General features: G+C 64.4%; 20 protein-coding genes and 1 riboswitch. Of the genes, 11 read left to right on the forward strand and 9 right to left on the reverse strand.

What is annotated here, in order from left to right:
- Nucleotides 1–111: 111 nt before the first annotated feature.
- Nucleotides 112–1,287: a phosphoserine transaminase gene (locus JG747_RS06405; RefSeq protein WP_202361395.1), complete on the forward strand. Its 1,176-nt coding sequence runs from the start codon at nucleotides 112–114 to the stop codon at nucleotides 1,285–1,287.
- 63 nt (nucleotides 1,288–1,350) lie between these two features.
- The gene (gene serA / locus JG747_RS06410) at nucleotides 1,351–2,952 is read left to right on the forward strand and encodes a phosphoglycerate dehydrogenase (protein ID WP_019861724.1); all 1,602 of its coding nucleotides are present in this window, start codon (nucleotides 1,351–1,353) and stop codon (nucleotides 2,950–2,952) included.
- A 55-nt stretch (nucleotides 2,953–3,007) separates the two neighbouring features.
- Here the strand turns inward: serA and JG747_RS06415 are convergent, their stop codons facing one another.
- Entirely contained in the window at nucleotides 3,008–3,919 is a 912-nt protein-coding gene (locus JG747_RS06415; RefSeq protein ID WP_202361396.1) for a DMT family transporter, read from the reverse strand.
- 213 nt (nucleotides 3,920–4,132) lie between these two features.
- On the opposite strand from JG747_RS06415, the gene JG747_RS06420 reads away from it, so the two are divergent.
- Nucleotides 4,133–5,431 (forward strand): adenylosuccinate synthase, encoded by a 1,299-nt coding sequence (locus tag JG747_RS06420; RefSeq protein ID WP_010912013.1) that lies wholly within the window; start codon nucleotides 4,133–4,135, stop codon nucleotides 5,429–5,431.
- Nucleotides 5,432–5,506: 75 nt separating this feature from the next.
- Complete coding sequence (locus JG747_RS06425; protein WP_202361397.1) at nucleotides 5,507–7,216, forward strand: hypothetical protein; 1,710 nt, start codon at nucleotides 5,507–5,509, stop codon at nucleotides 7,214–7,216.
- A 26-nt stretch (nucleotides 7,217–7,242) separates the two neighbouring features.
- Here JG747_RS06425 and JG747_RS06430 read toward each other — a convergent pair whose 3' ends face one another.
- From JG747_RS06430 to JG747_RS06445, 4 genes are all read right to left on the reverse strand, one after another.
- Nucleotides 7,243–7,542, reverse strand: a complete 300-nt coding sequence (locus JG747_RS06430) for a CcdB family protein (protein ID WP_038650237.1) — start codon at nucleotides 7,540–7,542, stop codon at nucleotides 7,243–7,245.
- On the reverse strand, nucleotides 7,542–7,784 hold the full coding sequence (locus JG747_RS06435) for a type II toxin-antitoxin system CcdA family antitoxin (protein WP_064981208.1): 243 nt from the start codon (nucleotides 7,782–7,784) through the stop codon (nucleotides 7,542–7,544). The genes JG747_RS06430 and JG747_RS06435 overlap by 1 nt, the downstream gene beginning before the upstream one ends.
- A gap of 242 nt (nucleotides 7,785–8,026) precedes the next feature.
- On the reverse strand, nucleotides 8,027–9,847 hold the full coding sequence (locus tag JG747_RS06440; RefSeq protein ID WP_202361398.1) for an ABC-F family ATP-binding cassette domain-containing protein: 1,821 nt from the start codon (nucleotides 9,845–9,847) through the stop codon (nucleotides 8,027–8,029).
- Between the two features lies 1 nt (nucleotide 9,848).
- Nucleotides 9,849–10,493, reverse strand: coding sequence for a thiamine diphosphokinase (locus JG747_RS06445; RefSeq protein WP_202361399.1), 645 nt, complete (start codon nucleotides 10,491–10,493; stop codon nucleotides 9,849–9,851).
- An 88-nt stretch (nucleotides 10,494–10,581) separates the two neighbouring features.
- A riboswitch (TPP riboswitch) is annotated at nucleotides 10,582–10,696 on the forward strand.
- A 43-nt stretch (nucleotides 10,697–10,739) separates the two neighbouring features.
- On the opposite strand from JG747_RS06445, the gene thiB reads away from it, so the two are divergent.
- The 4 genes from thiB (at nucleotide 10,740) to JG747_RS06465 (ending at nucleotide 15,869) form a co-directional block, all read left to right on the forward strand.
- Nucleotides 10,740–11,738 carry a thiamine ABC transporter substrate binding subunit gene (thiB, locus tag JG747_RS06450; RefSeq protein ID WP_202361400.1) on the forward strand — a complete coding sequence of 333 codons (999 nt, stop codon included), beginning with the start codon at nucleotides 10,740–10,742 and terminating at the stop codon, nucleotides 11,736–11,738.
- Nucleotides 11,714–13,372 carry a thiamine/thiamine pyrophosphate ABC transporter permease gene (gene thiP, locus JG747_RS06455; RefSeq protein ID WP_051112848.1) on the forward strand — a complete coding sequence of 553 codons (1,659 nt, stop codon included), beginning with the start codon at nucleotides 11,714–11,716 and terminating at the stop codon, nucleotides 13,370–13,372. Before thiB ends, thiP begins: the two co-directional genes overlap by 25 nt.
- Complete coding sequence (gene thiQ, locus JG747_RS06460; RefSeq protein WP_202361401.1) at nucleotides 13,365–14,141, forward strand: thiamine ABC transporter ATP-binding protein; 777 nt, start codon at nucleotides 13,365–13,367, stop codon at nucleotides 14,139–14,141. Before thiP ends, thiQ begins: the two co-directional genes overlap by 8 nt.
- Before the next feature lie 258 nt (nucleotides 14,142–14,399).
- Nucleotides 14,400–15,869, forward strand: coding sequence for a M48 family metalloprotease (locus JG747_RS06465; protein WP_038650226.1), 1,470 nt, complete (start codon nucleotides 14,400–14,402; stop codon nucleotides 15,867–15,869).
- Between the two features lie 159 nt (nucleotides 15,870–16,028).
- Here the strand turns inward: JG747_RS06465 and JG747_RS06470 are convergent, their stop codons facing one another.
- Nucleotides 16,029–16,892: an RNA polymerase factor sigma-32 gene (locus JG747_RS06470; protein ID WP_038650224.1), complete on the reverse strand. Its 864-nt coding sequence runs from the start codon at nucleotides 16,890–16,892 to the stop codon at nucleotides 16,029–16,031.
- Between the two features lie 326 nt (nucleotides 16,893–17,218).
- Between JG747_RS06470 and JG747_RS06475 the strand changes: the two genes are divergently transcribed.
- From JG747_RS06475 to JG747_RS06485, 3 genes are all read left to right on the forward strand, one after another.
- Entirely contained in the window at nucleotides 17,219–17,992 is a 774-nt protein-coding gene (locus JG747_RS06475; RefSeq protein ID WP_202361402.1) for an amino acid ABC transporter substrate-binding protein, read from the forward strand.
- 137 nt (nucleotides 17,993–18,129) lie between these two features.
- Nucleotides 18,130–18,810 carry an amino acid ABC transporter permease gene (locus tag JG747_RS06480; protein WP_038650219.1) on the forward strand — a complete coding sequence of 227 codons (681 nt, stop codon included), beginning with the start codon at nucleotides 18,130–18,132 and terminating at the stop codon, nucleotides 18,808–18,810.
- The gene (locus JG747_RS06485) at nucleotides 18,807–19,580 is read left to right on the forward strand and encodes an amino acid ABC transporter ATP-binding protein (protein ID WP_019861706.1); all 774 of its coding nucleotides are present in this window, start codon (nucleotides 18,807–18,809) and stop codon (nucleotides 19,578–19,580) included. Before JG747_RS06480 ends, JG747_RS06485 begins: the two co-directional genes overlap by 4 nt.
- A 78-nt stretch (nucleotides 19,581–19,658) precedes the next feature.
- Here the strand turns inward: JG747_RS06485 and JG747_RS06490 are convergent, their stop codons facing one another.
- From JG747_RS06490 to JG747_RS06500, 3 genes are all read right to left on the reverse strand, one after another.
- On the reverse strand, nucleotides 19,659–20,240 hold the full coding sequence (locus JG747_RS06490; protein ID WP_010911999.1) for a CarD family transcriptional regulator: 582 nt from the start codon (nucleotides 20,238–20,240) through the stop codon (nucleotides 19,659–19,661).
- A 369-nt stretch (nucleotides 20,241–20,609) separates the two neighbouring features.
- Nucleotides 20,610–20,948 (reverse strand): ferredoxin FdxA, encoded by a 339-nt coding sequence (gene fdxA, locus JG747_RS06495; RefSeq protein WP_008873823.1) that lies wholly within the window; start codon nucleotides 20,946–20,948, stop codon nucleotides 20,610–20,612.
- A 249-nt stretch (nucleotides 20,949–21,197) separates the two neighbouring features.
- The gene (locus JG747_RS06500) at nucleotides 21,198–21,584 is read right to left on the reverse strand and encodes an RNA-binding S4 domain-containing protein (RefSeq protein WP_202361403.1); all 387 of its coding nucleotides are present in this window, start codon (nucleotides 21,582–21,584) and stop codon (nucleotides 21,198–21,200) included.
- Between the last annotated feature and the right edge of the window lie 13 nt (nucleotides 21,585–21,597).

Genomic DNA, 21,597 nt, shown 5'->3' on the forward strand with positions numbered 1-21,597 from the left:
CCCGGCAGCGACAAAAACTTTCCTCTTGACGCCCGAGGCCTGAACGCATATCGCCGTCCGTGGGCCACCCCTCCCCAACGAGGGGCCACTATCTGGAAGGATAGAACCACGATGACGACGCATACGAAGCCCGGACTCCGTCCGGCAAACCCCAATTTCTCCTCAGGTCCTTGCGCAAAACGCCCCGGCTGGTCGGTCGAGGCGCTCAAGAATGCCGCGCTCGGCCGTTCTCATCGCGCCAAGATCGGCAAGACCAAGCTCGAACAGGCGATCGAGCTGACGCGCGAAATCCTCCAGGTTCCGGCCGACTACCGCATCGGCATCGTACCGGCGTCGGACACAGGCGCCGTCGAGATGGCGCTGTGGTCGCTGCTCGGCGAGCGCGGCGTCGACATGGTCGCCTGGGAAAGCTTCGGCTCCGGCTGGGTCACCGACGTGGTCAAGCAGCTGAAGCTGCCCGACGTGCGCAAGCTCGAGGCCGGCTATGGCGAATTGCCGGATCTGGCCAAGATCGATTTCGACCGCGACGTGGTCTTCACCTGGAACGGCACCACGTCGGGCGTGCGCGTGCCGAATGGTGACTTCATCCCGGCGGATCGCAAGGGTCTGACCATCTGCGACGCCACTTCGGCGGCTTTCGCGCAAAAGCTCGATTTCGAAAAGCTCGATGTCGTCACGTTCTCCTGGCAGAAAGTGCTGGGCGGCGAGGGCGCGCATGGCATGCTGATCCTGTCGCCCCGCGCCGTCGCACGGCTGGAGGGCTACAAGCCTTCATGGCCGCTGCCGAAAATCTTCCGCCTGACCTCCGGCGGCAAGCTGATCGAGGGCATTTTCAAGGGCGAGACCATCAACACGCCGTCGATGCTGTGTGTCGAGGACTATCTCGACGCGCTGCACTGGGCGAAGTCGATCGGCGGCCTCGATGCACTGGTCGCCAGGGCGGATGCCAATGCCGCCGTGCTCGACGGATTTGTCGACAAGTCCTCCTGGCTCGGCCATCTCGCCGTCCAGCCGGCGACGCGGTCGAACACCTCGGTCTGCTTGTCCTTCACCGATGCCGATGTGGCGGCGCTCGACGCCGACGGTAAGGCGGCTTTCGCCAAGGGGCTGGTCTCGGCGCTCGACAAGGAAGGCGTCGCCTATGACATCGGCTCCTATCGCGACGCGCCTCCCGGCCTGCGTATCTGGTGTGGTGCGACGGTCGAGACATCCGATCTCGAGGCGCTGCTGCCCTGGCTCGACTGGGCCTTCGCCGCGCAGAAGGCGTCGCTGAAAGCGGCGGCCTGAGACTTTCCATGGCGGCCCGCGGGCCGCCCATTCCCGGATCAATCCCATTTCAAGGAGGCCGCCATGGCGCCCCGCGTTCTCGTCTCTGACAAACTCTCTCCCACCGCCGTGCAGATCTTCAAGGATCGCGGCGTCGAGGTCGACTATCTGCCCGACCTCGGCAAGGACAAGGAAAAGCTGCTCGAGGTGATCGGCCAGTATGACGGCCTTGCCATCCGCTCGGCGACCAAGGTCACCGAAAAGCTGATCAACGCCGCCACCAGGCTCAAGGTCATCGGCCGCGCCGGCATCGGCGTCGACAATGTCGATATCCCGGCGGCGAGCCGCAAGGGTATCATCGTGATGAACACGCCCTTCGGCAATTCGATCACGACAGCCGAGCACGCCGTGGCGATGATCTTCGCGCTGGCGCGCCAGATCCCGGAAGCCAACGCCTCGACCCATGCCGGCAAGTGGGAGAAGAACCGTTTCATGGGTGTCGAGATCACCGGCAAGACGCTGGGTGTCATCGGCTGCGGCAATATTGGCTCGATCGTCGCCACACGCGGCGTCGGCCTGAAGATGCATGTCATCGCCTTCGACCCGTTCCTGTCGGACAAGCGTGCCGAGGAGCTCGGCGTCGACAAGGTCGAGCTCGATGAGCTGTTCGCGCGCGCGGACTTCATCACACTGCACACGCCACTGACCGACAAGACGCGCAACATCATCGACGCCGGGGCAATCGCCAAGATGAAGAACGGCGTGCGCATCATCAATTGCGCGCGCGGCGGGCTGATCGTCGAGGCCGATCTGATCGCGGCGTTGAAGAGCGGCAAGGTGGCGGGCGCCGGCATCGACGTGTTCGAGGTCGAGCCGGCCGAGCAGAACGCCCTGTTCGGCATGGAAAACGTGGTGGCGACACCGCATCTCGGCGCCTCGACGGCGGAAGCGCAGGAGAATGTCGCGCTGCAGGTCGCCGAGCAGATGGCCGACTATCTGATCAAGGGCGCGGTCTCCAACGCCATCAACATGCCGTCGATCACGGCGGAAGAAGCGCCGCGGCTGAAGCCCTTCGTCAAGCTCGCCGAAGTGCTCGGCGCCTTTGTCGGCCAGGTCACCGAGGATCCGATCACGGAGGTTGAGATCCTGTTCGACGGCTCAACCGCGACGATGAACACGCGCGCGCTGATCAGCGCGACGCTGGCCGGGCTGATCCGGCCGCAGGTCTCCGACGTCAACATGGTTTCGGCGCCGATCATGGTGAAGGAGCGCGGCATCATCGTCGCCGAGGTCAAGCGCGACAAGTCAGGCGTGTTCGACGGCTACATCAAGCTGACGGTCAAGACCGAGCACAGGACGCGCTCGATCGCCGGCACCTGCTTCTCGGACGGCAAGCCGCGCTTCATCCAGATCAAGGGCATCAACCTCGACGCCGAGGTCGGCCAGCACATGCTCTACACCACCAATGCCGATGCCCCCGGCATCATCGGCCTGCTCGGCACGGTGTGCGGCGAGAATGGCGTCAACATCGCCAACTTCCAGCTTGGCCGCAACCGGCCGGGCGGCGACGCCATAGCGCTGCTCTATCTCGACGCGCCGTTCCCGGAAAAGGTGCTGGAGCAGGTGCGGGCGCACAAGTCGATCGACTCGGCCAAGCGGCTGCAGTTCGACGTCGGCGGCATCTGATCCAGGCTTTTCGCCAAGATTAGCAGGCGCGGCGTTTGTCGCGCCTTCTTGCTGCTCAGCGCACTTTGGCCGACCGGGTCATAGCGCTGTTGCGCCCGCTATGTTCGGCAAGCCCGATGCCGCCCAGCACGAGCACAAGCGCCAAGGCCTGATAGAGCTGGAACGTCTCGCCGACGATCAGCACCGAAAGCAACGTGCCGAAGATCGGCACCAGGTTGATGAACAGGCCGGCGCGGTTGGCGCCGATCAGCTCGTTGCCCCTGATGTAGGTTATCTGCGAGACGACCGAGGCGCCGATCGCGGTGTAGACGATGACCGTCCAGCCGCGTGCGTCGGGCATGATGACCTTGCCGGCGACGACCTCCCACAGCAAGAAGGGCAGCGAGGTGATGAGCGCGGCGATCGACATGGCCAGCATCAGGCTTTGCCAGCGCAGCGCCGGCTTCAGCCGCAGGCCGACCGAATAGCCGCTGTAGAGGACGACCGCTACCAGCATGATGGCGTCGCCGAAATTGAGCTCCAGGGTCAGCAGCCGGCGCGGATCGCCGTGGGAAGCGGTCAGGATGACGCCGGCAATGGTCAGCACGACGCCGGCGATCTGCGCCCAGTTCACGCGCAGCCGGAAGAAGACGAAATTGGCCGTCATGATCAGGATCGGCATCGCCGCCTGTTCGATCGAGACATTGATCGCCGTCGTGTAGTTGAGTGCCGTGTAGAAGATCACGTTGAACAATGTGAAGCCGCTGGCGCCGAGTGCCGCCAGAACGAGCCAGTGCCGGCGCACCACAGGCCAGTCCTCCTGGATCGTGCGCCAGCCGATCGGCAGCAGGATCGCCACCGCCAGCACCCAGCGCAGGAAGACCAGCATCATCGGCGAGACGTGATCGACCGCCAGCTTGCCGGCCACCGAATTGCCACCCCACAGCAAGGTGGTGAGCAGCAGGAATAAGTAGGCGCTTCGATGCATCGCGGGATTCCGGCCGCGACGGATGCGTCGCGGTGTTTGCCGGCCTATTGCCCCTCTCAGCCCAAGTAAATGATGTCAAAGCCGAAAATTGTTGTGCCTCAGGGCATTTTCGGCGGCAAAGAAAGGTCGCGCTCGCGAGGTCTTGACGCTATAGAGGCCTGTCGTTTCGAACCATATCCAAGCCGCTAGGCGGCGTCTCAAGGGAAAAGAAACATGGCCAATGTGGTGGTCGTCGGCTCGCAGTGGGGCGACGAAGGCAAGGGCAAGATCGTCGACTGGCTGTCGGAGCGCGCCGATGTCGTGGTGCGTTTCCAGGGCGGCCACAATGCCGGCCACACGCTGGTCGTCGACGGCAAGGTCTACAAGCTGTCGCTGTTGCCGTCCGGCGTTGTGCGGCAGGGCAAGCTGTCCATCATTGGCAATGGCGTGGTCTTCGACCCGCATGCTTTCGTGGCCGAAGTGGCGAAGCTCAAGGCGCAAGGCGTCGAAGTGACGCCGGATCGCCTGAAAATAGCCGAAAACACAGCGCTTATCCTGTCGCTGCACCGGGAGCTGGACGGATTCCGCGAGGACGCCGCGTCAAATTCCGGGACGAAGATTGGCACGACCCGCCGGGGCATTGGTCCGGCCTATGAGGACAAGGTGGGTCGGCGAGCGGTGCGGGTGATGGATCTGGCGGATTTGGAAACGCTGCCCCTGAAGGTCGACAGGCTGCTGACGCATCACAATGCGCTGCGCCGCGGGCTTGGCCATGGCGAAGTCACGCATGACGCGATCATGGCCGAATTGACGTCGGTCGCCGACGAGATCCTGCCCTATATGGACCGAGTCTGGAAGATCCTCGACGACAAGCGCCGCGCCGGCGAGCGAATCCTGTTCGAGGGCGCGCAAGGCACGCTGCTCGACATCGACCACGGCACCTATCCGTTCGTCACCTCGTCCAACACGGTGGCCGGCCAGGCCGCCGCCGGCTCGGGCGTAGGTCCGGGTGCAATCGGTTATGTGCTCGGCATCACCAAGGCCTACACGACGCGCGTCGGCGAAGGTCCGTTCCCGACCGAACAGAAGAACGAGATCGGCGAATTCCTCGGCACGCGCGGCCATGAATTCGGCGTCGTCACCGGGCGCAAGCGCCGCTGCGGCTGGTTCGACGCGGTGCTGGTGCGCCAGGCCGTCGCCGTCAACGGCATCAAGGGCATCGCGCTGACCAAGCTCGACGTGCTCGACGGGCTGGACGAGATCAAGGTCTGCACCGGCTATCGCCTCGACGGCGAGATGATCGATTACCTGCCGGCGAGCCAGGGCGCGCAGGCCCGTGTCGAACCGGTCTACGAGACACTGGAAGGATGGAAAGGCACCACTGCCGGCGCGCGCAGCTGGAACGACCTTCCGGCCCAGGCCGTCAAATATGTCCGATACATAGAGGAGTTGATCGGCGCGCCGGTGGCACTCCTCTCCACCAGCCCGGAACGGGACGATACGATACTTGTGACCGATCCGTTTCAAGACTAGTTTCTGAAGCCTTTCCGGGCATCACGGCTGATTTGCGGGGGCCGGCGCGGAAGCAAAATACAGGTCGACTGAAGCATGGCAGATTTTGTTGCTGTTCTGAAAAAGGCGCTCGACAAGCACGGTGACGAGACGCCCGAAAAGCGTACGCGCATCTATGACAGCGTTCGTTCCATGCTGGCCAAGAAGCTCGCGGAATATTCGCCGCCGCTGGCCACCGAAGCCATAGGCGCGCAAAAGCGCTCACTGGAAAACGCCATTACGAGCGTCGAGCGCGAGTATGCCAAGAGCGTGCCGGAAACGGACCCGCTCGCGGAGCTGGAGCACATCTTTTCCTCGATCGACCGCAACAAGAACCAGCCGAGCCACACGCGCCAGCCGGTGAAGGCGGAGCCGGCGTGGCCGGCACCGCCCGCCGCCAAGGCCGAGCCTTACCGTCCCGCGCCGCCGCCTGCCGCCACCCCGGAACCTTACCAGTCCGCGCCTTCGCCCGTAGCCAAGGCCGAGCCAAGCTGGCAGAAACCCACGCCGGTGCAACCGGTGGCCCCCGATCTCGCCGATCCTGCCTTGCCGGGCATGGATGCGGACCAGGACGATGACCGCGCCGATGTCTTCCCGAACGATGAAGAGCCGGCGGCAGCCGACACTTTCCGCCTGCGTCCGGCCGAGCGCAAACGCAGCTATGGCGGGCTGATCGCCGCCGTCGTGGCCTTGCTGGTCGTTGCCGGCGGTGGCTATGGCATCTGGCTCAACAAGGACGCCTTCAGCAAGATGCTGGGCCTGGACGGCAGCAAGGTCGTCGCCAAGACCGAACCGGTGAAACCGGCGCCGGCCAAGCCGGCGACCGACGCCCCGGCGGCACCAGCGCCCGCGGCAGGTGCCGAGGCGACGAAATTCACGCAGCGGCTGACGCCCGAAGGTGGCGAAACCGACCCCGGCCCGGCTGGTGGCCAAACCGGTATAGGCGAGGGTGAATCCGTCGCCGCGCTGACGACACCGCCATCGGCGACGAATGCGCCGGCCAATCCGCCCCCGGCTGCAGCCGCGCCCGCGGCAGCGCCCGCCGCGGCAGCACCTGCCGCGACCGCACCCGCGGCGGGCGCCGCGCCCGCCGCAACCCCGCCTGCCAACGGAACTACACCCGCCGCCCCGGCCAATGCTGCCGCTACGCCGCCCGCCCCAGCGGGCGCCACGCCCACGGCACCGGCTGCCCCGGCGGCGGCGGCCTCGGTGCCGGTCGGCCAGAAGGCGATCTTCTATGAGGAGCGCACCAGCACCGCGCAGGGCTCGGCCGAGCCTGGCAGCATCGTCTGGTCGCTGGTGCAGGAATCGCCCGGTGGCGACCTGCCGCCCGAGCCGGCGATCCGCGCCGAGGCGACCATACCCGGCAAGGACATCCAGTTGCGCATGACTATCCGCCGCAACACCGACCAGACGCTGCCAGCCAGCCACATCATCGAGATGATCTTCCTGACGCCCGACGGTTTCGAGGGCGGCGGCGTCGACAACATATTGCGCGTCGCGATGAAGAGTTCCGAGCAGGATGCCGGCAGCCCGCTGATCGGTATACCGGCCAAGATCGCCGACGGATTCTTCCTCGTCGCGCTCAACGACACCAAGGCCGACGAGGACGCCAACATGACCTTGCTGCGCGGCCAGGACTGGATCGACGTTCCGGTCGTCTACAAGACCGGGCGCCGGGCCCTGCTAACCATGGAAAAAGGCATTCCCGGCGAGAAGGTGTTCGACGAGGCGATCAAGGCCTGGCAGGCGAAGACGGCAGGCTGAGAAGGCGGCGTAACGGCCGCCTTCGTTCAGAAGCCTTGTAACAGCATGTCGAGCGCGGCGACGATGTCGTCGTGGTGCTTCGTCAGGTTCAGCCGACTTTCACCCAATTCGCTCGCTGGAACGGTGGCAATAAGGTGCGTGGCCATTACCAGCTTTCGGCCGTTGATCTCGAAGGTCGGATGAAGCTTTCGCATCGGCGGCGGCACTGTTGCAACGGGCAGAAGCGGGACGACTACCCGCGTCTTGAAATTGTCGAGCAGGTCGGATTGAACGTCGAGCAGATAGTTGCCTTCGATGCGGCCAGCGAAGACGTCATAGCGAGGCATCAGAACTGCCGGAACTCTTCCAGCGGAATGCCGTGTTTCTCGAAGTAATCGTTCCAGGCATCCATGGTCGCGCGGTTCTCAAGTTTCCACAGCCGCGCTTTTTCCGCCGCAACCGCCTCCGCGATGCCGGCTTCCGCGGCGCGTGAGACATTCACGTCAAGCCCCTTGGCTTCCCTCATGAGGTTCGAGTCGATCGACAGATTGGCTGGCTGACGGATCGCATTCAAGGCAATCTTGCGCATAATAGCCTCCGCAACATGCGCATAATGTATGCGCATCTTCATGCGGGGGCAATAATGGAGTGGCTCTGGCTGCGGGTGAGAGGGCCTGGCCCTCCGCTATGGCTCCCAGCCCTTCGGGCGTTCAATCCGTTCCAAAGGTCCACTGGATCTTTCGATTCGCCTGAAGGCGAACCGGGCTTTCACCGTTCGTCGCTTCAATCGACAAATCGTTGTCGATCGATTGGCCTACGGCCGAACGCTCCTCACCCTTCCATCTCCTCGCGCAGCATCTCCAGCTCCAGCCACTCTTCCTCGAGCGCGGCCAGCGTCGCGCGTTCCTTGTCGAGGGCGGCGATGGTTTTCTGGAAGGAGGCCGGATCGCGCTCGTAATAGGCCGGGTCGGCGATGTTGTTCTCCAGCCGCGAGATCGACGCGGTCACCGCCTCGATCTTCTTGGGGAGCGATTCCAGGGCGAATTTCTGCTTGAACGACAGTTTCTTCGCCGGCCCTTTTGGCGCCGCCGGCTCGCTCTTGCCTTGCGCCTGTGCATCAGGGGCTTCGGCCCTGGCGCGCGCCTTGCGGTCGTCGAGCCTTGTGCCGCCGCGTTGCGCCAGCATGTCGGAATAACCGCCGGCATATTCGACCCAACGGCCGCCGCCATCCGGCGCGATGATGCTGGTGACGGTGCGGTCAAGGAAATCGCGGTCGTGGCTGACCAGGATGACGGTGCCGGCAAAGCCGGCGACCAGTTCCTGCAGCAGTTCCAGCGTCTCCATGTCGAGATCGTTGGTCGGCTCATCGAGCACCAGCAGGTTTGCCGGTCGTGCCAGCACGCGCGCCAGGATCAGCCGCGCCCGCTCGCCGCCGGACAGTTCGCGCACCGGCGTGCGCGCCTGCTCCGGCTTGAACAGGAAATCCTTCATGTAGGAGACGACATGGCGCTGCTCGCCATTGATGACGAGGTTTTCGCCGCGCCCGTCGGTGAGGTATTGCGCCAGCGTCTCCTGCGGGTCGACTGCCTCGCGCTTCTGGTCGAGCGTGGCGATTTCCAGATTGGTGCCGAGCCGCACCGAGCCAGCATCCGGCGCCAACTCGCCGGTCAGCATCTTCAAAAGCGTCGTCTTGCCGGCGCCGTTCGGTCCGACGAGGCCGACGCGATCGCCGCGCTGGATGCGGGTCGAGAAGCCCTTGACCACGGTGAGGTCGCCAAAGCTCTTCTCGATGTTCTTCGCTTCGATCACCAGCTTGCCGGATTCGGCGGCGTCGCTCGCCACCATGGTCGCGTTGCCCTCGGCGCCCCTATGGCCGCGGAAACGCTGGCGCATGGTCTGCAACTCGCCGAGGCGGCGCATGTTGCGCTTGCGCCGCGCCGTCACGCCATAACGCAGCCAGTGTTCTTCACGCACGATCTGGCGGCCAAGCTTGTGCTGCTCGCGCTCTTCCTCTTCCAACACCTGGTCGCGCCATTCCTCGAAATGGCCAAAACCCTTGTCCAGCCTGCGGGTCTGGCCACGATCGAGCCAGACGGTGGCGCGCGACACGCGCTCCAGAAAGCGGCGGTCGTGCGAGATGACGATGAGCGCCGAGGAGGTGCGCACGAGTTCCTCTTCCAGCCATTCGATGACCGACAGGTCAAGATGGTTGGTCGGCTCGTCAAGCAGCAGAATGTCAGGCTCCGGCGCCATGACACGGGCCAGGGCTGCGCGCCTGGCCTCGCCGCCTGAGAGATCACCCGGCCGTTCCTCGCCGGTGAGGCCAAGATGCTCCATCAGGTAGGAGGCGCGGTAGGGATCGTCGGCTGGCCCGAGACCCGCCTCGACATAGGCGCGCACGGTGGCGAAACCTTCCATGTCGGGCATCTGCGGCAGATAGCGGACGGTCGCCGAGGGCTGGCGGAACACCTCGCCATCCTGCGGCTCGATCAGGCCGGCGGCGATCTTGAGCAGCGTCGACTTGCCGGACCCGTTGCGGCCGACCAGCGCGATCTTGTCACCGTCCGAAGCCGTCAAGGCGGCGCCGTCGAGCAGCGGTGTGCCGCCGAAGGTCAGTCTTATCCCGTCGAGATTGAGAAGGGGCGGGGCCATGTCAGCTTTCAGGTAGTGGATACGGATGCGCGAGCAGCAGCGCGCGGCCGTGGCCGAGCGCGATGTCGAGGCGGCCCCGGACCTCGTTGGAAATGGTCAGCGACGAGCCGAACGCCACTACGACCTGGTTCAACGGCCATTTGGCGCCGGTGACGGTCAGGCCGGCAAGTTCGGAAAAGCCGAGGATCGAAAACAGCGTGCCGTCGGCATAGTCGAAGCCGGCCGCTCCCGACAGCAACGGGACACCTTCCTGGGCGCCGCTGGTCAACAGCACCTCGGTTCCGGCTTCGGCCAGGCGCAGGGCGAGCGCCAGATGCAGGAAAGCGTGGTCGGCGCGCTTGCCGCCGAACGCGCCCGCCAGCACCAGGCTAGTCGCGCCACGCTCGAGGGCTGCGGCAATCGCCAATTCGCCGTCGGTCTTGTCCTTCTCCGCCGGGAAGGTTCGGCGGGGCACTGCGGCGAGGTCGGCGGGGAGATCGGCCGGCACCGAATCGAAATCACCCACCCATAGTTCCGGCACAAGGCCGAGCAGCCGGGCATGGCCGATGCCGGCGTCGGCGGCAATGATGCGCGAGCCGTCGACCTGGCGGTCGAGCCGGGGCGTGCGGATGAGATCGCCGCCAAGCAGGATGGTGAATGTGCTCATATCCGGTGGCCTGTACCAGCCCGGCAGCGGAAACGGAAGGCCGGCAAACTGCCACTTGCGCGGTTCCCCGGCCCGGCCTATGTGTCGAAACGCTCTAACGGGGTGCCGGACGCGATCTTCGCGGACCGGCTGAGAGGCAGTCTCGCCAACCCGCTGAACCTGATCCGGTTTGTACCGGCGGAGGGATTAGACGTTTCGGACAGTCCGGCGCCTCAATTCCTTGCAATTCGAACGAAGGAGGCGCCGATGCGCACGCTTTTATACGCTCTTGTCTCGACCATGGTCGTGGCGCTGTCCGGGCCGGCCTTGGCCAAGGACAAGCTCACCGTCTACACCTATGAAAGCTTCACCGCCGACTGGGGGCCAGGCCCGGTGGTGAAGAAGGAATTCGAGGCCGAATGCGGCTGCGACGTCGAGTTCGTCTCGGTCGCCGATGGCGTGGCCCTGCTCAACCGCGTCAAGCTAGAAGGCGCGTCAACCAAGGCCGACATCGTACTTGGCCTCGACACCAATCTCACCGCCGATGCCAAGGCCAGCGGGTTGTTTGCCCCGCATGGCGCGGTCTCCGATGTCAACGTGCCGGGTGGCTGGAGCGACGATACTTTTGTTCCCTTCGACTACGGCTACTTCGCCGTCGTCTACGACACCGAAAAACTGAAGACGCCGCCGAAGAGCCTGAAGGAACTGGTCGAAGGCAGTGCCGACGACAAGATCGTCATCCAGGATCCGCGCACCTCGACGCCGGGCCTCGGCCTGCTGTTGTGGGTGAAGTCGGTCTATGGCGACAAGGCGCCGGAAGCCTGGGCCAAGCTCAAGACGAAGGTGCTGACCGTGACGCCGGGCTGGAGCGAGGCCTATGGCCTGTTCACCAAGGGCGAGGCGCCGATGGTGCTGTCCTACACGACCTCGCCGGCCTACCACATGGTCGCCGAGAACACGCAGCGCTACCAGGCCGCTTCTTTCGAGGAGGGCGAATATCTGCAGATCGAGGTCGCGGGAATCACCACGAACGGAGCCAAGAACCCGCTGGCGGCAAAATTCATGGCCTTCATGACCGGGCCGAAATTCCAGGACGCGATCCCGGAGACCAACTGGATGTTCCCGGCCGGAAAGACCGACAAGCCGCTCAACCCGGCCTTCGACAAGATGGTCAAGCCGACCAAGACCCTGCTGTTCAGCCCCGAAGAGGTTGCCGCCAACCGCAAGGCCTGGGTGGATGAATGGCTGGCGGTGATGAGCAAATAGGCAGAGTGGTGACGCCGGCGCAAACCACGGATTCACGCGTCAGCGCCGGCATCATCGCGCTCGCCGCGATCACGCTGCTGATCGGCGGCGCATTCGCGGGTCTGCTTGTCGAAGGCGCCCATGATTTCTCGGGAGCCTGGGCGGCCTTCGATCCCTACCTGCTGCGCGTCGTGCGCTTCACGCTTTGGCAGGCAGTCCTCTCGACCCTGCTTTCGGTGATCCCGGCGCTGTTCGTGGCGCGCGCCCTGTCGCGGCATCCGCGTTTCTTCGGCCGCGCCTTCATCCTGCAACTCTTCGCCGTGCCGTTGGCGCTGCCGGCGATCGTCGCGGCGCTTGGCATACTGGCGCTGTACGGCCGTGCCGGCTATTTCGCCGGCCTGTTCAGCGCCGCCGGCAGCCAGGGTTGGCCAGGCATCTATGGCTTGTCCGGCATTCTCGTCGCCCACGTCTTCTTCAACCTGCCGTTGGCGACCCGCCTGTTCCTCGAGGCGCTGCAGACGATTCCCGCCGACCAGTGGCGGCTGGCAAGCCAGCTCGGCATGGCGGCGGGGCCGGCCTTCCGGCTGATCGAATGGCCGACGCTGCGCGCCGCTCTGCCGGGTGTCGCCGGGCTGGTCTTCATGCTCTGCATCACCTCCTTCACCATCGTTTTGACGCTTGGCGGCGGACCGGCGGCAACGACGCTGGAGGTCGGCATCTACCAGGCGCTGCGCTTCGATTTCGATCCGGCGCGGGCGGTCGCCCTGACATTGCTGCAGATTGCCTTGACCTTCATCGTGGTGCTGGCGCTGACGCGGCTTGGCGCCAATGTCGTCGGCGACACCAACCTGCCGGTGGCGCCGCGCCGTTATCTCTCCGTCGACACGACCGAGGCGTCACTCAACGCCGTGCTCATCGTGCTGGCGCTGCTGTTCGTTATCGGACCGATGGCCGCGACCGTCTCGGCAGGCTTGGGCGCCGATCTCGGCCGGCTCGCCGGCGAGGCCGCTGTCCGGCAGGCGACGCTGACCAGTGCGGTGCTCGCTTTCCTGTCGGCGCTGCTTTCAGTGATGCTGTCGTTGGCGCTGACCATGGCGCGACGGGCACTCGCGTTGAGGCGCCGCGCCGGTCGAAGGACACTGCTCGAACACGCCACGGATACCGGCGCCGGTTTTGTGCTGGTCGTGCCGCCGATCGTCATCGGAGCCGGCTGGTTCCTCCTGCTGCGCCATGCCGGCGATGTCTTTGCCATCGCCCCGGTCATGGTCGTCACCGTCAATTCTGTCATGGCGATGCCTTTCGCGCTGCGCGCCGTCCGTCCCGCCTATGACGCGGCGAGCGAGCGCCACGAACGGCTCTGCGCGCAGCTCGGCATTTCCGGCTGGGCCAGGCTGCGGCTGGTCGACTGGCCGTCATTGCGGCGGCCGCTCGCCACCGCCTTCGCCTTCGCCATGGCGCTGTCGCTCGGCGATCTCGGCGTTATCGCGCTGTTCGGCAGTGATTCCGTGCAGACCTTGCCTTACCTTCTCCTGGCGCGCATGGGCAGCTACCGCACGCAGGACGCCGCCGGCCTGGCACTGTTGCTTGGCCTCGTCTGCCTCGCCTTGGTGCTGGCGGCGGACTGGCTGGGAAGAGACAAGGTCCGCAATGTCTGACGGAGCGATGAGAGGGAAGGGTGTTCCGGTGCGGCTGGACAAGGTCTCGTTCAGCTATGGCGAGGCGCCGCTCACCTTCGATGTCGCGTTCGCGGCGGCGGAAATCACCGCCATCATGGGGCCGAGCGGTTCGGGCAAGTCGACGCTGCTCAATCTGGTCGCCGGCTTCGAGACGCCGCAGTCGGGCCGCGTGCTGATCGGCGGGGCCGATGTCGGCGCAGCGCCGCCAGCCGCACGGCCGGTGTCGATGGTGTTTCAGGAAAACAACCTTTTTGCGCATCTCTCCGTCGAGCAGAATGTCGGGCTCGGCCGCTCGCCATCGCTGCGGCTGACCGAAGCCGATCGAACCGCCATTGCCGAAGCGTTGGAACGCACAGGCCTTGGCGGCAAGGACAAGCGGCTGCCGCGCGAACTCTCCGGCGGCGAGCGCCAGCGTGTCGCCCTGGCGCGCGTGCTGGTGCGCGATCGCCCGGTGCTTCTGCTCGACGAACCCTTCGCTTCGCTCGGGCCTGCCTTACGCGACGATATGCTCGACCTGGTTGCCGGCGTGCATGCGGAGCGCGGCATGACGGTGCTGTTCGTCACGCACCAGCCACAGGACGCCCGCCGCATTGGCCGCAATGTGGTGTTTCTGGACAATGGCGCCGTCGCGGCCACCGGCAGTGCGGACGATTTCTTTGTTGGGGCTGGTCCGGAGGCGTTCCGGCGCTATGTCGGTGCAGGTCCCGGCAATGCCGTATCACGAGATATTGCCCGGAAGCGGACATAATTTACGGTCAAACCGGCATCAGGCAACGGGGCGCTTGCTTGCCATGGCAGAAGTAGTGTGGCTAGGTCCGCCCTATTGGTTTGGCACAAGCCGTGATTTGCCTACGGTACTCGTCACACGCCCCTAGGGACGTGTGACGAGTACCGTAGAAATTTGTTTTTGCGCATGACAGGTTCCGGAGATCGCCCCCGATTTTCGTGGTCATGCGCCGGGACCTGAAAGGAAGCCGCTCTGGCGATCGGCGTCGACAAGCTACGAATGAACCCGCTAGCGCGCTTTCTGGCGCTGGCCGGCTTTGCCGTGGCGCTCGCAAGCTGCCAGATGTTCACGCCTCCGGAAGTCCAGGAATCCGGCTTCCAACCGTCCGACAAGCCGATCACGGTCGACAATGTCAGTGCCAACAACAAGCTCGCCGAACTGGCCAAGGCGCAGCATCCGCGCATCCTGGCGACCTATGGCGGCGAATATTCCGATCCCAAGCTTGAGCGCATGGTCGCCAAGGTCGTCGGCAATCTGACCGTTGTGTCGGCGAACCCGACCCAGACTTACCGCATCACCATCCTCAATTCGCCCAACGTCAACGCCTTCGCACTGCCGGGCGGCTATCTCTACATCACGCGCGGTCTGCTGGCGCTGGCGAATGATTCGTCCGAGCTCGCCGCCGTCATCGCGCATGAGATGGGCCACGTCACCGCCAATCACGGCCTGCAGCGCCAGCAGCTGGAGGCCGAGGAAGGCCTGGCGACCAAAGTGGTTTCCGACGTGCTCGGCGACAGCCCGACCGCCAAGGCGGCTTTGATCCGCGGCAAGCTCCGGCTGGCGCAGTTCTCGCGCAACCAGGAGCTGGAGGCCGACGCCATCGGCATCAAGTCGATCGGCGAAGCCGGCTACGACCCTTATGCCGCCGGCCGCTTCCTGCAGTCGATGTCGGCCTATACCGATTTCCGCTCGATCAGCGGCGCCACCGACGCCAGCCTCGACTTTCTGGCGACGCACCCCAACACGCCGCAGCGCATCGACCTGGCGCAGCGCCATGCCCGCCAGTTCGGCGCGCCCGGTGTCGGCACGCGCGACCGCGATTCCTTCCTCGCCGGCATAGACGGCCTGCTCTATGGCGATACGCCGGAGGAAGGCTATGTGCGTGGCGAGACCTTCCTTCATCCGGGCCTCGGCGTGTCCTTCACGGTGCCGGACGGTTTCATCATCGACAATTCGGCGGCGGCGGTGACGGCGACCGGGCCTGGCGACATAGCGATCCGCTTCGACGGCGTTTCGATCGACAAGAACCGCGCCTTGACCGACTACATCAGAAGCGGCTGGGTGGCCGGTCTGGACGACAGCAGCGTCAAGCAGGAAACCATCAACGGCAACGAGGCCGCGACGGCGCATGCCAGTGCCGAAGGCTGGCAGTTCGACATCGCGGTGATCCGTGCCGGCGGCCAGGTCTACCGGCTGCTCACCGCGGCACCCTCGGCCAGCACCTCGCTGGAGACGGTGGCACGCTCTGTCAGCGGGTCGTTCCGTATCCTGAGTGCCGCTGAAAAGGCGGCCTTGAAGCCGCTGCATATCCGCGTGCTTACCGTGCAGCCGGGCCAGACCATGGGCTCGCTCGCCGCGCAGATGGTCGGCGTCGACCGCAAGCTCGATCTGTTCCGGGTGCTCAACGCGCTGTCGCCGGGCGCCGCGGTTTCGTCCGGCGACAAGGTCAAGATCGTCACCGACAAATAAGAGTACGCAGCAAACTCACTTCGCTGGACGCTTGCCGCGGCTTTCTGTGCTTCCGGTTCTCATGGACTTAGAGACCACTCCGCTCCGGTTCTCGAAAACCAAGCCATTCGACTCAGCGGAGCGAGTTTTGACCGCACTCTTGTGCCGTGCCGTTGAAAGTCAGGCGGCCGTCGCCAGAAATTCCGGGTTCTGCTTCACCAGCGCCACTTTGAGCTTTTCCATGGCGCGGGCCTCGATCTGGCGGACGCGTTCCTTGGATATACCGAGCGTCTCGCCGAGAGCCTCGAGCGTGGCGCCCTCGTCGTTCAGCCGGCGTTCCTCGATGATCCTGAGTTCACGCGCGTTCAGCGCATGAAGCGCCTCCCGCAGCCAAAGCGAACGGCGCGCGATATCGATCTTGTCGCCGACGATCTCGTCGGGCAGGGGATCGTCGGAAACCAGGAAGTCCATCCGCTCGGTCGCGCCCGCATCGTCGGCAAGCGGCATGTTGAGCGAGGAGTCGGGCGCCGAAAGCCGTGAATCCATCATCGCCACGTCAGCCTCGGAGACGCCAAGCGCCACCGACACTTCGCGGTAGAGGGTTGTGTTGGAAAGCGGCTCGGCGCCGTTCGCCAGCCGGGCGCGCAGGCGGCGCAGGTTGAAGAACAGGGCTTTCTGCGCGGAACTGGTTCCGCCGCGCACGATCGACCAGTTGCGCAGGATGTAATCCTGCATCGAGGCGCGGATCCACCACGTCGCATAGGTCGAAAACCGCACTTCGCGTTCGGGCTCGAAGCGGGCGGCGGCCTCGAGCAGGCCGACATGACCTTCCTGGATCAGGTCGCCGAGCGGCAGGCCGTAATGGCGGAATTTCGAGGCCATGGAAATGACCAGCCGCATATGGGCAACAGTGATGCTGTGCAATGCGTTCTGGTCGTTGTCTTGCTTCCAGAGCAAGGCCAGCCGATGTTCTTCGTCGCGTTCGAGGTAGGGAGCCTTCATTGCCGCGCGGACCATGGTCCGTCCTGCCGTGTCTTCCATCATGAGGCGCTCCCTGGCTCCGGCGATCTAACCGACGTTACGAACTTGGCAGGGCACCGGTTGAAATCGCGGCGTCGCGCCCTAGAACAGCCAAAACTGCCATGCGCGAGAAAGGTTCCGCTGGCGCGGGCGGGTGAGAGTTGCTGTCCGGGCGATTTCGACGCGGTTGCCGGGGGCGGTCAGACGCTGCAAGAGATCATATTTAGAGAATTTGGTTTCAGGAATTCTTTGTTTTTGAAATCTGGTTCCTTATTCTTTCGGCTGGCATCTGTCATTTTCCAGCCCTCACAGCAGGCCAGACATCAGGCCAAGGACGGGATCACAAAAATATGAAATGGCTCAAGTCGCTTATCGTCGCCGGAACGCTGCAGGCCCTGGCGGTCACATCAGGCCATGCCGGCGCCAATCTCGATCAGATCAAACAGGCCGGCATCATCAAGGTCGGCACGGAAGGCACTTACGCGCCCTTCACCTATCATGACGCGTCCGGCGCGCTGGTCGGCTTCGACGTCGAGATCGCCAAGGCGATCGCCGACAAGCTCGGTGTCAAGGTCGAGTTCCTGGAAGGGAAGTGGGACGGGCTGATCGCCGGCCTCGACGTCAAGCGCTACGACGCCGTCATCAACGAGGTCGGCATCACCGATGCGCGCAAGGCCAAGTATGATTTCTCCGATCCCTACATCGCCTCCAAGGCGGTGCTGATCGTTCGCGGCGACAACAACGACATCAAGACCTTCGCCGATCTCAAGGGCAAGAAGTCGGCGCAGTCGCTGACCTCGAACTTCGGCAAGCTGGCCGAGGCGAACGGCGCCGAACTGGTCGGCACCGACGGCTTCGACCAGTCGATCCAGCTGCTTTTGACCGGCCGCGCCGACGCCACCATCAATGACAGCCTGTCGTTCCTCGACTTCAAGAAGCACAAGCCCGACGCCAATGTGAAGATCGCCGCGCAAGAGGAAAACGCCGACTATTCCGGCGTCATCGTGCGCAAGGGCGATCCGGAACTGGTTGCCGCCATCAACAAGGCGCTGGCCGATATCAAGGCCGACGGCACCTACAAGAAGATCGCCGACACCTATTTCGGCCAGGACGTTTCGAAGTAACTTTGAGTGGGGCCGTTCGTCGCCCCTGCAACGCATCCAGCGGCGGGCCGTCTTTGACGGCTCGCCGCTTTTGTCGTGATATGGCCGGCGCATTCGCGCCTCGATGAAGCCATCTCGACCATTCTGGAGGGTCTTTCGTGCCGCACTGGCTGCAACTGATGCTGGAGTCGCTGCCTTCGCTGCTCTGGGCCGCCTTGATCTTCACTGTACCGCTGACGCTGTTGTCCTTCGTGCTGGGCCTGACGGTTGGCCTCGGGGTAGCACTCGGCCGGCTGTTCGGGCCGAAGCCGCTGGTCATGCTCGTGCGCTTCTATGTCTGGATCTTCCGCGGCACGCCGCTGCTGGTGCAGCTGTTCCTGATCTTCTACGGCCTGCCGTCGGTCGGCATCCTGCTCGATGCTTTTACCGCAGCGCTGATCGGCTTCACGCTCAACATCGGCGCCTACACGTCGGAGATCATCCGCGCGGCCATCGGCTCGGTGCCGAAGGGCCAGTGGGAAGCCGCCTATTCGATCGGCATGACCTGGAGTCAGGCGATGCGGCGCACCATCCTGCCGCAGGCCGGCCGGGTCGCGGTGCCGCCGCTCTCCAACACCTTCATCTCGCTGGTCAAGGACACCTCGCTGGCCGCCGCCATCACCGTGCCCGAGATGTTCCAGGCGGCGCAGCGCATCGTCGCCACCACCTATGAGCCGCTGATCCTCTATGTCGAGGCAGCGATCCTCTATCTGGCGATGAGTTCGGTGCTGTCGGCCCTTCAGACGCGGCTGGAGGAGCGGCTCAACCGCTATGGCGGCTTCCTGGAGGCACGCTCATGATCGGCCTCACCAACATCGAAAAGCGCTTCGGCGACAATCTTGTGCTCAAGGGCGTGACGGTCGCGATCGCCGAAGGCAGCGTCACGGCACTTGTCGGCCCCTCGGGCGGGGGGAAAAGCACGCTGTTGCGCTGCATCAACCTCCTGGAAATCCCGACTTCGGGCACGGTGCGCATCGGCGACGAGACGCTCGAGTTTCGCCCGGGCATCAAGGTGCCGGCCGCCGATATCAGGCGGCTGCGCCTGCAGACCGGCATGGTGTTCCAGAATTTCCAGCTGTTCCCGCACCGCACCGCCATCGAGAACGTCATGGAAGGACTGGTGACGGTGCTGAAATGGTCGCCTGAGAAGGCGCGCGAGCGGGCGCTAGCCTTGCTGGAAAAGGTCGGGATGGCGCACAAGGCGGATGCCTGGCCGGCGACGCTGTCAGGCGGCCAGCAGCAGCGCGTGGCGATCGCCCGCGCCTTGGCGCCGTCGCCGAAGGTGCTGCTATGCGACGAACCGACTTCGGCGCTCGATCCGGAACTGGCGCAAGAAGTGGTCGACGTGCTCGGCAAGCTCGCCAGCGAAGGCACGACCATGGTGATGGCGACGCATGATTTGCGGCTTGCCTCCAAGATCGCCCAGGAGGCGGTGTTCCTTGATGCCGGCGTCATCGTCGAGCAGGGTCCGTCGGCGACCTTGTTCGGCAATCCGGAGCGCGAACGGACCAAGCGCTTCATCGCGACGCTGAAGCAGGAGGCGGAGAAGGAAGGCGGAGGTCAAGCATAGGCCCAGCCATTGCCTTGTCCGAGAACCAAAAAACCCGGCGCGAGGCCGGGTTTTTCGTGAACTTAAAGGCTCAAGAGCTCAGGCAGCTTCTTCCTGCTCGGCTTCCTCATTGTCGGCCTTGGCGCCGCGCTTAGGGCCCTTGTTGAGGTTGACCTCGATCAGGCGCACGGCTTCGGTTTCCGACATGCGGTTGACGGCCGCGATCTCGCGGGCCATGCGGTCGAGTGCCGCTTCATAGAGCTGGCGCTCGGAATAGGACTGCTCCGGCTGGTTGTCGGCGCGGTAGAGGTCGCGCACGACTTCCGAGATCGAGATCAGGTCGCCGGAATTGATCTTGGCATCATATTCCTGGGCGCGGCGCGACCACATGGTGCGCTTGACGCGGGCGCGGCCCTGCACGACCTTCAACGCGCGCTCGACATAATCCTCTTCCGACAGCTTGCGCATGCCAATGGAGGTCGCCTTGGCGACCGGCACCTTCAGGCGCATCTTGTCCTTCTGGAAGTCGATGACGAACAGTTCCAGCTTATGGCCGGCCACTTCCTGCTCGTCGATCGACACGATCTGGCCAACGCCATGCGCCGGGTAGACGATATACTCGCCGGTCTTGAAACCGTGACGCGCACCAGTGGACTTCTTCTGCGGGGTGATCGTTGCCATTACGCCCTGAACTCCTTGTTATGGGCCGGCGGCGGTGCCGGCTGAACTCGTGCGACCGGGGAAACCGATCGTTAGCCGCACAACAGATGAACCCACCGGAAAGGTCGGGACCGGCAAACCGCACGAACTGCGACCGCCTGACCCAGATCGCTCTGGTCCGGAATGGGATTTTCACCTTTCAGTGATTTGGGGCGTCTGCGCCATAAATCGACGTTGTGTCACCGGCATGTTTCGCTGATGTAGCACAAAAAGTCGGAAGAATCAAGGTTTTGCTGCGTAAGCGAAGGCCACAACCAATCGCCGCCTGTCAAGGCGGTTAATCCGATGTGCCTGTTACGCTGCGTCATACAAGCCTTTACGGCTGTATTGTCAATCGCCTTCGCCAGGCTCGGCGGAGAAGTATTTCTCGAACTTGCCGGCCTCGCCATCGAAGGTCTTGGCGTCTGCCGGCGGCTCCTTCTTGGCGGTGATGTTGGGCCATTTCTCGGCATATTCGGTGTTGATCTGCAGCCATTTGTCGAGGCCTGGCTCGGTGTCGGGCTTGATCGCGTCGGCCGGGCATTCAGGCTCGCAGACGCCGCAGTCGATGCACTCGTCGGGATGGATGACGAGCATGTTCTCGCCTTCGTAGAAACAGTCGACCGGACAGACCTCGATGCAGTCCATATATTTGCATTTGATGCAATTGTCGGTCACGACATAGGTCATCGGTCGGCTCCGGGACGTCCCAGCTTAATGGGCCAGTTTTCTTGGGCTTTTTCCGTGAGGTAACGCCTTTGTCTCTCGCTTGCAAGGGTTGCCATGCCCGACCGCTTCGGCGTTGGCGGAATGGAATTCCAGGCGGCAGGCGCGGCGAGGGCGGCTGATGTCTTGTGGAGCATCTTGTTTGCCGGGTTCGGTTCCGTCCTGCGCCCGCCGTTGCCCGGGGATTTCGGCCCGCGGTCTGGCCGGCAAGCCTCAATCGTCACCAAGCAAGCGGTCGGTCTGGCGGCGCTCTCTTTTGGTCGGGCGGCCGCTGCCGGCCTCGCGCAGCGCCGGTATGGCGTCGGGAATCGCCTCGCCCTTCGGTGTGGGCGGCGGCGACATGTCCTCGTAGAGGGTGCGGGCTTCCTCCGCCGGGCCGCGCCGGACACCCGCGCCAAGCACCTTCCAGACGAAAATGCGCCGGTCGAGCGTGATGGTCAGCACGTCACCCGGCTTGACCAGATCGGAGGCCTGCGCTGCTTTGTCGCGATTGATGCGCACGCGCCCGGCGACGACGAGCTTCGCCGCCAGTGAGCGCGATTTCACCGCGCGCGAGAAGAACAGCCATTTGTCGATGCGCTGACGGCCTTCGGCAACCATCGAACCCTTCCGA

The sequence above is a fragment of the Mesorhizobium sp. 131-3-5 genome, from assembly GCF_016756575.1.
Classification (GTDB): domain Bacteria; phylum Pseudomonadota; class Alphaproteobacteria; order Rhizobiales; family Rhizobiaceae; genus Mesorhizobium; species Mesorhizobium jarvisii.